Source organism: Mesorhizobium sp. WSM4845 (assembly GCF_055811455.1).
Map to the genome: position 1 here is coordinate 26,507 of NZ_JBVVQA010000036.1, position 12,694 is coordinate 39,200.

Consider the following 12,694-nt stretch of genomic DNA (forward strand, 5'->3'; position numbering starts at 1 on the left):
TCACTTCACCTTGAGCGGCAGTCCCGCCACCATCAGCAGCACCGTGCCGGCGACGGCGGCGACCTGCTGGTTGAGCCGGCCGGCGGCATCGCGAAACCGGCGGGCAAGCGCATTGTCGGGCACGATGCCTTGCCCGACCTCGTTGGAAACCACGAACCACGGCCCGCGCGGCCGCGACAACACATCCGCCAGCCCTCGGCATTCGGCCTCAATGTCGCGTTCGGCCAGCATATGGTTGGACAGCCACAGCGTCAGGCAGTCGATCAGGACGGGCCGGCCGTCACGCAGCGCCCCGATCGCGCCGACGAGATCGAGCGGCGCATCGATCGTCGTCCAGCCGTCGCCGCGCCGCGCCCGGTGCAGCGCGATGCGTTCGCGCATCTCGTCATCATAGGCTTGCGCCGTGGCGATGTAGGTCCACGGCGCCGGACAGGCCTTCACCAGGCTTTCGGCATGCGCGCTCTTGCCCGAGCGTGCACCGCCGACGACCAGGGTCAGCTTGCTGCCTGGAGCAGCGCGATCAGGCAAGGCTGTCGCGCAGGCCGGTTGCGGCGCCGGTCAAGCGGCCGCGCACCACGCCGACGACAGCGCCGAGCACCAGCCAGAACACCAGATTGGTCAGCGTCACCGCCACCACGAACTGGTGGTGCAGGCCTTCCGGGATCGGCGATTCGAAACTTTCGGGCTGCGGCGCGCCGACAATATGCGGCGCGACGATCAACGCTACGGCAAGGAGGGCCAGCGGCAGCGATTTGCGAAAGGCGAGCAGCCCGAGACCGGCAGCCGTCGCCACCACGGTCGCCGTCCACCAGATCTGGCGCTGGGCGAGATCGGCCGCCGGCATCGCCGGCAGTTCGGGCGGCAGGCCGAGGTTCGGGGCCAGCGTGAACACGGCGAAGCCGGCAAGGCCCCAGAACAGGCCCTGTCGCCAATTGCCGATGCCGCCGGCGAATTCCGAAGCGGCGACCAGGATCAGCGCAAAGCCGATGCCGGTGACGACGTTGGCAACGACGTTGAAAGCGAAGCGCTCGAAGCCATCGGCCGGCGCCCAGCCTTCCTCTTCCGCGGTGGCTGCTTCAGCCGGCACGGCGCTGCTCATGGCATTGCTGCCTGCTGCGGCCGGCGACAAACCATGGTCATGCGTGTGACCACCGCCGGCCTGTTCGTAGACTTCCGCCTTGAGGATCAGTGGCACGGTGGCGTAGGCCTGCATGCAGGCGAGAACGACGCCGGCCACTAGCCCTGCGATCGCCGCGATGAACACGACGTTGCGAAACAGTGTCATGGTGTCAGCCCCTCGTCAGTGGCAGGGAAAGCCCATCGAATGGCGATAGTCGTGAGCGGCATTGTGGACCGCATCGATATGCGAGAAGCCGACAAAGCCCATGACGAAAACGCCGAGAAATGCAGCAAGCGCCAACTGCACAAAGCGCGACTGCGAGGAAACGGAAGCGCCGAGCGAGACGGAAGCGGTATTCATGTCTTGTCCTTTCGCCCTCCACCCGAGGGCATAGAAGTCAGTTCTCCTGTCGCCGGCAGGTCTCCTGGCTCGCGGATCAGCGCCCTTCCCCACCTTCCCGAAGAAGCTCTTCCCGAAGAAAATCTTCAGTGGCATATGGAGAGGACTACCGCACACAGTTGCGGGGGCAGCCACGGCATCGGGCGAATTTTGCCCCTACCGCATTCCCTCTTGGTTCCAAAACGGAACCGACGACGGCTGCGACTATAGGCAGAATCGCCGCGCCCGGCAAACCAAATTCCGCCAGCTAGCAGCGCGAATGCGCCGTGCCGGCAGACCAGCTTGGTTCCTCGACGCCGCGATCTTGACAGGTTGAAAGCCGATCGTCCGCGCTGCCCCGGGGCGCTGTCATCGATGGTTTCGCCAATCACCAGCGTTGCAAGAAGGGCGCCGGCATTGCGGCCAGCTTCTTTCGCCCCGTTTACGGGGAGAAATGCCCGGCAGGGCAATGAGGGGCGGCGCCGGCCTCGACCACTGGCTGCGAGCGGCATACGGCGCTTTAGCCTAAGCCCTGGGCATCAATGGGCCCTGTCTTCTTTTGTCCGGGGCAACCATGATAGTCGTCTTGCAGCACTGAATCAGAATTGCGAGACCATGACCATTCCTACGCCGGCCGTTCAGGACCGATCCAGGCGCATCATCGCCATCGACGTCGCCCGCGGCATCGCTTTGCTTGCCATGGCGAGCTACCATTTCACCTGGGATCTCGAATTCTTCGGCTACACCGATCCCGGCCTGACCGCCTTTGGCTGGTGGAAATTCTACGCGCGCTGCATCGCTTCGACCTTCCTGTTCCTGGTCGGCGTCAGCCTGTTCCTCGCCCATGGCAAGCAAATCCGCTGGAACGGCTTCTGGAAACGCTTCGCCATGGTCGGCGGGGCGGCGCTCGCCATATCGGCCGCCACCAGGCTTGCCACACCCGACAGTTTCATCTTCTTCGGCATCCTGCACGAGATCGCGCTCGCCAGCCTGCTCGGCCTGGCGTTTCTGCGGCTGCCGGCGCTGCTGACGCTGGTTGTCGCAGCTTTCGTCATCACCGCGCCGCTCTACCTCAGGTCCGAGATCTTCGATCATCCGGCCCTGTGGTGGGTCGGCCTGTCGGCAACCAACCCGCGCTCCAACGATTATGTCCCGCTGTTTCCATGGTTCGGCGCTGTGCTTGCCGGCATCGCAGCGGCAAAGCTTGCCTTCGCCTCCGGCATGCTGACGCGGCTGGCGGGCCTAACGCCCGGCCGCTGGACTAATCCGCTGGTCTTTATCGGCCGGCACAGCCTCGCCTTCTATCTGATCCACCAGCCGGTGCTGATCGGCTCGGTCTGGCTGATTTCGCAAGTCATGCCGGCAGCCGTCGAAACCAGGCAGGTCACCTTCCTGAAAAAATGCCAGGCATCGTGCGAGCAATCGCGCGACACGGAGTTCTGCAGCAGCTATTGTGTCTGCATGCTCGATACGCTCGAGGGCGAGGCCACGCTTGATCGGCTCTACCGCAACGACCAGGCTGCGGAATGGAAGGCGCATCTCGACGAGCTCGCCGGCGCCTGCACTGCCAAGGCCGACGGCACTTTGATGGAGGGAGGAGCACAATGACCGACCATCAGCAGAAACCGGGCCAACAGAAACCGGGACAGCAGAAACCGGGGTTTATACCGTGGCCGCCGCTGATCTATGTCGCGGCCATCGCCGTCAGCATCGCGCTTGGCTTGCTTTATCCGCTGCCATGGATCGGCGGCCTTTTGGGCGACATCCTGTTCGCGGCCGGCTGGGTGGCATTGTTCGGCGTCGTCGCACTCTGGTTCACGGCGATCCGCATCATGATCCGGGCAAAGACGACGCTCCACCCGAACGCCGTGCCGGACCATCTGGTTACATCGGGCCCCTTCGCCGTCAGCCGCAATCCGATCTATCTGGCCAACACGCTGCTGATGATCGGCGTTGCCCTTATCTCGGGGAACGTATGGTTCCTGCCGCTGGCGATCATCGCCGCCTTCGCAACGCAGAAAATGGCGATCGAGGGCGAGGAAAAAGTTCTGGCAACGAAATTCGGCAAGAAATACCGGGATTACGCAAAAAGGGTGCGCCGCTGGATTTGAGGCGGCAACCGGAGCGGAGCGTACATTTGAGTAGGTGAGCACCGGAAGCGCAGAAAGCCACGCTGGCTGGCCCCCAGAGTAGAATTATCAAAAAGGCCGATCAGGTGTTGACGCCGAGCTCCACCAGCCGCTCGACGCAGGATTCCTCGGCCTGGTCCAGTTCAGCCAAGGTTTCTTCGAGGTCGCGGCGCTTCTGGCGCAGATCCTCGCGCTTTTCCTCGATGCGCTTGATCATCAGGTTGAGCTGACCGACCTCGCCGGGCGGCTCCTTGTACATCTGGATGATTTCGCGGATCTCGTTGATCGAAAAGCCGAGCCTCTTGCCGCGCATGATCTGGCGGATGAGGTGCCGGTCCGACGGGCGAAACAGCCGCGTGCGGCCGCGCCGTACCGGCTGCACCAGCCCCTCGTCCTCGTAGAAGCGCAGCGTCCGCGTCGAAACATCGAATTCGCGGGTCAGTTCGGTTATCGAATAATATTCCCGCATCATCACTCCAAATGCCCGGCCGCGCTACGAGTTCCAACCATGCGGCCTCGCTATCCGCACGCGTGTCAGAATCGGCCAGAGGCTGTTCCAAAATCTCGCATGGCATTTACGTAAAAGTCAATTGAGTGGGCGTCGCTCACACGCCGAACCACCATGTGGCGAGGCCGAGAAAGGCAAAGAAGCCAACAACGTCGGTGACGGTCGTGACGAAAACCGCCGAAGCCACGGCCGGGTCGATCTTGAACCGATCGAGCAGCAGCGGGATCAGGATGCCGGCCAGTGCGGCCACGAACATGTTGATGATCATCGCCGCGGCGATGATGCCGCCCAGATTGGGATCGCGGAACCAGGCGGCCGCGACGATGCCGATCAGGATGGCGAAGATGATGCCGTTGATGAATCCCACCCCCATCTCGCGGCGGATGATGCGGCCGGCGTTGTAGATGTCGAGGTCCCTGGTCGCCAGCGCCCGCACCGTGACCGTCATGGTCTGCGAGCCGGCATTGCCGCCCATGCCCGCGACGATCGGCATCAGCACGGCCAGCGCCACGATGTGCTCGATCGTGCGGTCGAACAGGCCGATCACCGAGGCCGCCAGGAACGCCGTCAAAAGGTTGACGAGCAGCCACGGAACGCGCGAGCGCGAGGTCGAAAGGATGCTGTCCGACAATTCTTCGTCGCCGACACCGCCCATGCGCAGCAGATCCTCCTCGGCTTCCTGCTGGATGACGTCGACCACGTCGTCGATGGTCAGCACGCCGACCAGCCGCTCGTTCTCGTCGACGACGGCAGCGGAGAGAAGGTCGTATTGTTCGAATTCGCGTGCCGCCTCTTCCTGGTCCATCGTCGCCGGAATGGCGTGCCTGGTCTCATGCATCACCTCTTCGACCTTGATCGAGCGCTTGGTGCGCAGGATCTGGTCGAGGTCGATGGCGCCGAGCAGCTTGAAGCTCGGATCGATGACGAAAATCTGGCTGAAGCGGTCGGGAAGGTTGTTGTCCTCGCGCATGTAGTCGATGGTCTGGCCGATCGTCCAGAATGGCGGCACCGCGACGAACTCGGTCTGCATGCGGCGGCCGGCGGTCTCTTCGGGATAGTCGAGCGAGCGGCGCAGCCTGATCCGCTCGGTGAACGGCAGTTGCGACAGGATCTCGTCCTGGTCTTCCTTTTCGAGATCCTCGAGAATGTAGACCGCGTCGTCGGAATCGAGGTCCTGCACCCCCTGGGCAATCTGGGCGTTGGGCAGGCTGTCGACGATGTCGCGGCGGATAGCCTCGTCGACCTCGGTCAGCGCGGAAAAATCGAAGTCGGCGCCCAACAATTCGACCAGCGCGCGGCGCTGTTCTGGATGAAGCGCCTCGATCAGGTCGCCGAGTTCCGATTGGTGCAGGTCGTCGACTTCACGCTTTAGCGTCAGCGTGTCGCGATCGGCGATCGCGGCGCCGATCTGGGCAAGGAACGACGACAGAATGGCGCCATCCTCGCCATAGATGTCGGCGCTGTCCTCAGCGGTCCTGGCGCCGGTCGTCTGTTCGTCCTGGCCTTCCACAAGCGCCTCCCGCCATTCTGAATTCCGGAAAAGCTGCGTGTCAGGTCTAGCGCATGACCATGAAAATCGGAATCGATTTCCAGAAAGGATCATGAGCAGCGTCAAATTGCTACAGCGTCCGTCAGATTTCGAAGTCGATGTCAGCCGGCGCAATCATCCACCAATCGCACAACGTCTTCGGCTCTCCCATAAGCGTCGCGCCGAGGCTCCTCGGTATGTTCCCTATCGGCGTCTCTGGGGGCTACCATTGCGGGCGGAGTCAATATTCTCACCGACGTGCCACCAGCCTGGCGGCCGCCTGGCGACATTTGCGGATGGCGGCTGGAAACCTTATATAACCCAACTTGTGCATGCTGCGGCGTGCGCAGATCAATCGTAGAGAAGGATACAGATGCCGGACTCGGATGCGGCGATACCTCGAATTGCTCTCATTTCAACCCACGGCTACGTAGCAGCCAACCCGCCACTGGGCGCGGCCGATACCGGCGGACAGGTGGTCTATGTCCTGGAACTTGCCAAAAAGCTGGCCCAGTTGGGTTATGCCGTCGATATCTGGACGCGACGATTTGAAGACCAGCCTCCTGTCGATGAAGTGGCCGACGGGGTTCGCGTCCTGCGTGTCGCCTGTGGCGGACCCGATTTTATTCCGAAGGAATATCTCCACCGCCACCTTCTCGAGTGGTGTGAAAACGCGCTGCGGCTGATTCGCCGGGAAAATCTCTCCTACGACTTCATCAACAGTCACTACTGGGATGCGGGCGTGGCAGGGCAGCGGCTGTCCGAAGCGCTCAATATCCCGCACATCCATACGCCGCATTCGCTTGGCATATGGAAGCAGCGCCAGATGAAGACCGACTACCCTGACAAGGCCGATACGTTCGAGGCCGAGTTCAATTTCAGCGAGCGCATCAAGCACGAGACGATCATCTATCGAAGCTGCGCCATGGTGATCGCAACAACGCCGCCGCAGGTCGACATGCTGGTCGAGGACTACAGCCTCGAGCGCGACCGCGTGCACATGATCCCGCCCGGTTACGACGACAACCGGTTCTTCCCCGTCAGCGAGGCGTCTCGCCGGTTGATCCGCCATCGGCTCGGCTTCGAAGGGCGGACGGTCCTGGCGCTCGGCCGGCTCGCCACCAACAAAGGCTACGACCTGCTGATCGATGCGTTTTCCGTGGTGGCGCCACGTGTGCCGGATGCGGTCCTGAGGCTCGCTGTCGGCGGCGAGAACATGGACGAGCAGGAGCAGAAGATCCTCAACCAGCTCAAGCAACAGGTCGAACGGCTAGGCTTGCAGGATCGTGTCGTCTTCTCCGGCTATGTTGCCGACGAGGACCTGGCCGATACCTATCGGGCGGCGGACATGTTCGTCCTGTCAAGCCGCTACGAGCCGTTCGGCATGACCGCGATCGAGGCAATGGCCTGCGGTACGCCGACCGTAGTTACGATCCATGGCGGCCTCTATCGCGGGATCAGCTATGGCCGGCATGCGCTTTTTGGCGATCCGTTCGACAAGGAAGATCTCGGCATCACCATCGTCAAGCCGATGAAGCACCAGCGCCTCTACGGCCGCCTGGGCCGAATGGGTGCGCACAAGGCGCGTAGCCTGTTCACCTGGACAGGCATCGCCCAGCAGCTGGTCAGCCTTGTCGAAGGCCGTCCGGTGCTGAAGGCGGTCGACGATCATGACTGGGACGAGCCGTGGAACGACGGCGATTGAAACCGATCGCGCTTTTGTCGAGTGATCTCGACGGGACCCTGGCGGGCGATGCGCCGGCGACGTCACGCTTTCGGTTGAAATGGCAAGCGCTCGATCCCGAGCACCGGCCGGTTCTCGTCTACAACAGCGGTCGCCTGGCCGACGACATCTTGAACTTCGTCGACGAAGTCGGCCTGCCGGCGCCGGACTATGTGATCGGCGGTGTCGGCACGATGCTCGCCGGTCCGCGGCACACCTCGCGCCCCACACACTTTACTGATTTGGGGCATTTTACCCAAAGATTTTCGGAAGGCTGGTCGCTTGAAAAGGTCGATGCGGTGCTCGGGCCGCTCAAAGACACCGTCCGCCAGCCCGACGGCTATCAGCACGCCTTCAAATCGAGCTGGTACCTGCTCGACGCCAGTCCGGAAGCCCTTGCCAGCATCGAGCGCGCTTTGGCCGAGGCCGGCCTGTCGGTGACGATGGTTTATTCGAGCGGACGCGATCTCGACATCCTGCCGCGTTCAGCAGACAAGGGCCAGGCGCTGGCCTGGCTCTGCAATGAACTCGGCATCGGCCTCGATGAGGTGGTCGTCGCCGGCGATACCAACAATGATCGCAGCATGTTCGAGCTGCCGGCGGCGCGTGGAATTGTCGTCGCCAATGCCCTTCCCGAACTGCTTGACATGGCGCGGGACAACCCGCTGATCTACAGCGCCAAGCAACAGTTCGCCCTTGGCGTCGTCGAAGGCCTCGTTCATTGGTCGGTGTTTGCGGACGCCCGATCCTGAACTGGAAATATCTATCTCCTTCTCACGGTTTGAGCGCCCATACCGTCGCGTGTAGTACGGCGCCCGTTTCGGCGATGAGACGTGCCGATTGCACCGGCTCAAAACCGCTGATCCGCTTCGTGCCGGCCCAACGACCGCGATCCGCAAAAACCTCGATCGATCCGTAGTCGAGGAATATCCGCAGCCGTTTTGGACGGGCTCCCTTGGCAATATAGTGAGGGGATGCCGCTGCGGCGTCTCCATGACGAATGGCAAGTCCCTCGTCGTCGACGACAACCTCGAGCCGGACGGTTGGATGTTGCAGCTTCAAGTGGAAATGGGCACCCGGCTTTTCGAGCTCGAACAGGATTTCGACGGCGCCGTTGATAAAGCTTACCTGCTCTCCGGCTGCGAGGCGTGTCCGGTCCAGAATATGGCTCCGCAGGCTCTCGGCAGCGCCGATGGGCGGGGTGTGCAACTCGCCTGCAGACAGATGGATATTGCGAGGCAACGTCATGGCTGTGGGGAAATCGATTGCCGGCCCGGTGTCGGCCCAGTTGGCAAGCCAGCCTATGCCGACAATGGCATCACCGTCGGCGAAGGCCTGGAAGGCGTAATTATCCGTCCCGAAGTCCAGTTCCTGTTCGAATTCCTTGGCAAAGGTCCGACCATCGAACCAGCCGACAATGGCCATTGTCAGGTTCTTGCGCCGGGTCGACCGGTCCTCACTGTTCATCAGCCCGACAATCAGAACCCAGCGCGTCGCTGGATCGGTCGCAGGCCCGTCGAGCGGCAGCAGACAGGGACATTCGATCGCCGTCGTCCGATAGTGTTTCTCGACCAGAAGCTTGCCGACATACGTCCATCCGGTGGCGGCCGTATGATCACGGGTTTCGTAGAGCAGGACAACGCCGCCTTCATCGCTCTGGCTGCCCAGCAGCATTTTCCAAAGGCCATCAGGTCCCCTGAAGACGTATGGGTCACGAAAATCCGCTGTCAATCCCTGGTCAAGCGGGCGGTATGGCAGGATGACGTGCGCATCTCCCGCCATGATGAGGTCGCTGGAAGTGGCCGTGAGTTGGATCTGCTGTTCCGGGATACGGTCCTGTACCTGCTCGGTGAAAAAGACGCGAATGCCCGGGCCATCGGCAAGCGGGATGGCCGAGCCGGAATAGGCGCCGCCCCGTTTGTCGGGCCTGGCGGTGAGATCTTCCGACGGAAACAGGAAGATTGGCATGTGACGCCACCGCAAATAATCCGAAGAGACGGCGTGCCCCCAATGCATCGTGTTCCAGCGAAGCCCATGCGAATAATGCTGATAGAACAGATGTGGGCGGCCTCCAAACCGGCCAAATCCGTTCGGATCGTTCATCCAGCCGAACGGCGGACGAAAATGATAGCTGTCGGGGATGTTCGGTGGGGCATTTCCCGGATTGGTGTGGAGAACTGTAATGCCTGTCTCCAGCACGTCGGCCAATGCGAACCAGTAGGCAACCGAAACCGAGGTCTGATCCGCATCGTAATCCAGTTCGACACTGCCGCCGCCGAAGACGTGAAAAATTCTGAATTCATGCTCTTCGGCGTTCGCGACGCTCACCTCGCCGAACTTGCCGCGAACGTTGGAAAACGACAGCGAGCCTGGAACGTCCGGCCTGGTCGCCTTGAGCCAGATATGGAAGGTGGCGTTGACCGGCAGATCGGCATGCAGGCTTCGAATGGTGTTCCCGGCCGCAATCCTTACCTGGCTGTCACTCATAAATAGGGCTCCGTTGCGTGCGGCTTTCCCAGGTAAAACCGGATGCTCGACCTGGAATGCATTGCAGAAGGTTAAGGCTGGATTTTGACTTTGGCAAAGTCATTCCCCAGGATCGACAGTTCTTGAGGGCAATCGCGGCACGGATCGCCGCCTGCAACTGCTGAACTCGCGGCGTAAGAAGGTTGACGGCTCGCAGAGCATGATTGCATTGTCCGACGGCGCAACACCTTCTCTTTTCCGCGGGTTTCGACCCGCGGCGCAAGCCCGTGCAGCCATTGTCCAGATCGGCCAACCAGTTGTCCGCATACGATGGAACGACGAACGGGACCCCGCCCGTCCGGACCGACAGCCGGGTTGGATCGGACTGTCGGTCCTGCGCTATGATTGAAAGCTGGATTTAGGAGGAGCTCATGGCCATCGGCCCTGACACCAAAACCGTCTACACCATTGCCCCGACGCCGTTCGAGGCGGATGGCAAGATCGACTGGGAATCGCTTGATTCGATAGTCGATTTCTACGAGCGCTGCGGCGTCGATGGGATGACAATCCTCGGCATCATGGGTGAGGCCCCGAAGCTCGACGCCGGCGAATCGATCGAGATCGTCAAACGTGTCGTGGCGCTCACCAGGCTGCCGGTCATCGTCGGCGTCTCCGCCCCCGGCTTCGCCGCCATGCGCAGCCTTGCGCGCGCCGCGATGGAGCTTGGCGCGCAGGGCGTGATGATCGCGCCGCCGCCGGCGCTGCGCACCGACGACCAGATCGTCACCTACTTCCGCAACGCATCCGAAGCGGTCGGCGAGGATGTTCCTTTCGTCCTGCAGGATTATCCGCTGACCCTCTCGGTGATCATGACGCCGGCCGTCATCCGCCGCATCGTCACCGACAACCCGGCCTGTTTCATGCTCAAGCACGAGGACTGGCCGGGCCTGGAGAAGATCAGCGCGCTGCGCGGCTTCCAGAAGGACGGCTCGCTGCGGCCGCTGTCGATCCTTACCGGTAATGGCGGCCTCTTTCTCGACTTCGAGATGGAGCGCGGTGCCGACGGCGCGATGACCGGCTATGCCTTCCCCGATATGCTGGTCGAAATGGTGAAACGGTCTGCCGCCGGCGAGCGCGACAAGGCACACAATCTTTTCGACGCCCACCTGCCCTATTTGCGCTATGAACAGCAACCCGGTGTGGGACTTGCGGTACGAAAATATGTGATGATGAAGCGCGGCGCCATCGCGTCGGACGCCCAGCGCAAGCCGGGCAGTGCATTGTCGGCGGCGGCCAGACAAGAGGTCGACTATTTGCTCATGCGGCTGGAAAATCGCGTCCGCAAACAAGCCTTGAGATAACGCACTAGCGGGCGATTTGCCGCGCAATCACATCAATATATAGCCGCTTGCCTGGAAAGCGCATTTTTCGCCGCGCATTGCCAAGTGTCCGTTTCGCGGCACGGTTCGGTCTTTGAAGCAGCTGGCATGTAACGGCGGGTCAAACCACGCGGTGAGGGCGCGGCATTCCGCATCCAACCAGCAACGGGTTCGCGCAGTGTTCAGTTTGCACAAACAGTCTTGGAAGGACTGCAGGGAAACAAAAAAAACGCACATAAAAATAACCGCTTACTGGATAAAGCTGGTGCGGTCGAGAAGACTCGAACTTCCACGGGTTGCCCCACAGCGACCTCAACGCTGCGCGTCTACCAATTCCGCCACGACCGCACGTGGTAGGAGCCGGAACGAACCGGCTCGCGGCGTGTAGCAAATCGTTTCCAGCGAAACAAGGGCGCGTCGCGCAATAATTGCCCGGGCTTCGGCATAACCCTCCAAAGAGCTGAAACGCGCTCGCAACTGGACGTTTCACCCGATTGCCGCCATATGTGAGGCGACACGAGACACACCATGACAGAACGCAGCCAGATCGCCACGTCGTTCCTGCCCCTGCCCGGTTCGGCGCCGGTCGAATGGCGGATCGAACCCGGCCTCACCGCCTATCCGGATGCGCTTGCCGTGATGGAGGCGCGTGCCGAAGCGATCCGAGGCGGCGCCGCCGGCGAGATGGTCTGGCTGGTCGAGCACCCGCCGCTCTACACCGCCGGCACCAGCGCCCGCATCGAGGACCTGATCGAGCCCGAACGTTTTCCGGTGTTCGCGGCGGGACGCGGCGGCGAATATACCTATCATGGGCCGGGCCAGCGGGTCGCTTATGTGATGCTCGACCTGAAGCGGCGCCGCGAGGATGTCCGCGCCTTCGTCGCGGCACTTGAACAATGGATCATCGGCACGCTGGCCGCCTTCAACGTGCGCGGCGAACGGCGCGAGAACCGTGTCGGCGTCTGGGTGGTGCGGCCGGATCGCCCCGCCCTGCCCGACGGATCGCTCGCCGAGGACAAGATCGCCGCCATCGGCATCAGGCTGAGGCGCTGGGTGAGCTTTCACGGCATCGCCATCAATGTCGAGCCGGATCTCAGCCACTTCAGCGGCATCGTGCCGTGCGGTGTGCAGGACCACGGCGTCACCAGCCTCGTCGACCTCGGCCTCCCCCTGGCAATGGCCGATCTCGATGTCGCGCTGAAATCCGCCTTCGAGGATGTCTTCGGACCCACCGCAGCTCTGCTTGTCGAAACGGCCCGCAAGGCCGGCTGACGAAGCGGCGCTGAACCACCGAGCTCCGATGCCGCCCCTCACCCCGCGAAGAACGAGGCGCGCTGCCTCACATCGCTCCGATCCAGATCGCCATGGAAATGAGAAACGTGCTCATGCACACCAGAGACACGACATCCTGAACAAGACCGGTCATAACGCTCTCCTGTTTTCAGTATGTTCGTATTTTGTTC

At 62.1% G+C, this 12,694-nt stretch carries 12 protein-coding genes, 1 tRNA gene and 1 riboswitch; of the genes, 6 read left to right on the forward strand and 7 right to left on the reverse strand.

What is annotated here, in order from left to right; translation table 11 throughout:
* From cobU to AC0L2C_RS29130, 3 genes are read right to left on the reverse strand one after another with little or no spacing between them, the layout of a single operon-like run.
* A complete protein-coding gene (gene cobU / locus AC0L2C_RS29120) occupies positions 1-498 on the reverse strand; it encodes a bifunctional adenosylcobinamide kinase/adenosylcobinamide-phosphate guanylyltransferase (RefSeq protein ID WP_473525072.1) in 498 nt (165 codons plus the stop codon).
* 22 nt (positions 499-520) lie between these two features.
* Positions 521-1,285 carry a CbtA family protein gene (locus AC0L2C_RS29125; protein ID WP_128246488.1) on the reverse strand — a complete coding sequence of 255 codons (765 nt, stop codon included), beginning with the start codon at positions 1,283-1,285 and terminating at the stop codon, positions 521-523.
* 15 nt (positions 1,286-1,300) lie between these two features.
* A complete protein-coding gene (locus AC0L2C_RS29130; RefSeq protein WP_023798882.1) occupies positions 1,301-1,480 on the reverse strand; it encodes a CbtB domain-containing protein in 180 nt (59 codons plus the stop codon).
* A gap of 37 nt (positions 1,481-1,517) precedes the next feature.
* Positions 1,518-1,727: riboswitch (cobalamin riboswitch) on the reverse strand.
* A gap of 386 nt (positions 1,728-2,113) precedes the next feature.
* Between AC0L2C_RS29130 and AC0L2C_RS29135 the strand changes: the two genes are divergently transcribed.
* On the forward strand, positions 2,114-3,106 hold the full coding sequence (locus AC0L2C_RS29135) for a heparan-alpha-glucosaminide N-acetyltransferase (protein WP_473525064.1): 993 nt from the start codon (positions 2,114-2,116) through the stop codon (positions 3,104-3,106).
* Positions 3,103-3,609, forward strand: a complete 507-nt coding sequence (locus AC0L2C_RS29140; protein ID WP_051407790.1) for a methyltransferase family protein — start codon at positions 3,103-3,105, stop codon at positions 3,607-3,609. The genes AC0L2C_RS29135 and AC0L2C_RS29140 overlap by 4 nt, the downstream gene beginning before the upstream one ends.
* 100 nt (positions 3,610-3,709) lie before the next feature.
* Here AC0L2C_RS29140 and AC0L2C_RS29145 read toward each other — a convergent pair whose 3' ends face one another.
* Positions 3,710-4,096, reverse strand: a complete 387-nt coding sequence (locus tag AC0L2C_RS29145) for a MerR family transcriptional regulator (protein WP_023685221.1) — start codon at positions 4,094-4,096, stop codon at positions 3,710-3,712.
* 136 nt (positions 4,097-4,232) lie between these two features.
* Positions 4,233-5,645: a magnesium transporter gene (mgtE, locus tag AC0L2C_RS29150; protein ID WP_023798879.1), complete on the reverse strand. Its 1,413-nt coding sequence runs from the start codon at positions 5,643-5,645 to the stop codon at positions 4,233-4,235.
* A gap of 391 nt (positions 5,646-6,036) precedes the next feature.
* Between mgtE and AC0L2C_RS29155 the strand changes: the two genes are divergently transcribed.
* Together AC0L2C_RS29155 and AC0L2C_RS29160 are read left to right on the forward strand one after the other, a co-directional pair.
* Positions 6,037-7,368: a glycosyltransferase family 4 protein gene (locus AC0L2C_RS29155; RefSeq protein WP_287174669.1), complete on the forward strand. Its 1,332-nt coding sequence runs from the start codon at positions 6,037-6,039 to the stop codon at positions 7,366-7,368.
* Positions 7,365-8,138 carry an HAD-IIB family hydrolase gene (locus tag AC0L2C_RS29160; RefSeq protein ID WP_287174672.1) on the forward strand — a complete coding sequence of 258 codons (774 nt, stop codon included), beginning with the start codon at positions 7,365-7,367 and terminating at the stop codon, positions 8,136-8,138. The genes AC0L2C_RS29155 and AC0L2C_RS29160 overlap by 4 nt, the downstream gene beginning before the upstream one ends.
* Positions 8,139-8,160: 22 nt before the next feature.
* Here AC0L2C_RS29160 and AC0L2C_RS29165 read toward each other — a convergent pair whose 3' ends face one another.
* Positions 8,161-9,873 carry a GH32 C-terminal domain-containing protein gene (locus AC0L2C_RS29165; RefSeq protein WP_287237321.1) on the reverse strand — a complete coding sequence of 571 codons (1,713 nt, stop codon included), beginning with the start codon at positions 9,871-9,873 and terminating at the stop codon, positions 8,161-8,163.
* A gap of 410 nt (positions 9,874-10,283) precedes the next feature.
* Here AC0L2C_RS29165 and AC0L2C_RS29170 point away from each other — a divergent pair, with 410 nt between their 5' ends.
* Positions 10,284-11,213 carry a dihydrodipicolinate synthase family protein gene (locus tag AC0L2C_RS29170; protein WP_473525065.1) on the forward strand — a complete coding sequence of 310 codons (930 nt, stop codon included), beginning with the start codon at positions 10,284-10,286 and terminating at the stop codon, positions 11,211-11,213.
* Between the two features lie 281 nt (positions 11,214-11,494).
* On the opposite strand, the gene AC0L2C_RS29175 is transcribed toward AC0L2C_RS29170, so the two are convergent.
* Positions 11,495-11,579: transfer RNA gene (locus AC0L2C_RS29175), tRNA-Leu, on the reverse strand.
* A gap of 180 nt (positions 11,580-11,759) precedes the next feature.
* Between AC0L2C_RS29175 and lipB the strand changes: the two genes are divergently transcribed.
* Positions 11,760-12,503: a lipoyl(octanoyl) transferase LipB gene (lipB, locus tag AC0L2C_RS29180; protein ID WP_287174678.1), complete on the forward strand. Its 744-nt coding sequence runs from the start codon at positions 11,760-11,762 to the stop codon at positions 12,501-12,503.
* The last annotated feature ends 191 nt before the right edge of the window (positions 12,504-12,694 follow it).

Excerpts from the sequence above, each read along its gene's own strand:
- AC0L2C_RS29125 (WP_128246488.1), bottom strand. The coding sequence starts at position 1,285 with ATGACACTGTTTCGCAACGTCGTGTTCATCGCGGCGATCGCAGGGCTA.
- AC0L2C_RS29130 (WP_023798882.1), bottom strand. The coding sequence starts at position 1,480 with ATGAATACCGCTTCCGTCTCGCTCGGCGCTTCCGTTTCCTCGCAGTCG.
- AC0L2C_RS29135 (WP_473525064.1), top strand. The coding sequence starts at position 2,114 with ATGACCATTCCTACGCCGGCCGTTCAGGACCGATCCAGGCGCATCATC.
- AC0L2C_RS29140 (WP_051407790.1), top strand. The coding sequence starts at position 3,103 with ATGACCGACCATCAGCAGAAACCGGGCCAACAGAAACCGGGACAGCAG.
- AC0L2C_RS29145 (WP_023685221.1), bottom strand. The coding sequence starts at position 4,096 with ATGCGGGAATATTATTCGATAACCGAACTGACCCGCGAATTCGATGTT.
- AC0L2C_RS29155 (WP_287174669.1), top strand. The coding sequence starts at position 6,037 with ATGCCGGACTCGGATGCGGCGATACCTCGAATTGCTCTCATTTCAACC.
- AC0L2C_RS29165 (WP_287237321.1), bottom strand. The coding sequence starts at position 9,873 with ATGAGTGACAGCCAGGTAAGGATTGCGGCCGGGAACACCATTCGAAGC.
- AC0L2C_RS29170 (WP_473525065.1), top strand. The coding sequence starts at position 10,284 with ATGGCCATCGGCCCTGACACCAAAACCGTCTACACCATTGCCCCGACG.
- lipB (WP_287174678.1), top strand. The coding sequence starts at position 11,760 with ATGACAGAACGCAGCCAGATCGCCACGTCGTTCCTGCCCCTGCCCGGT.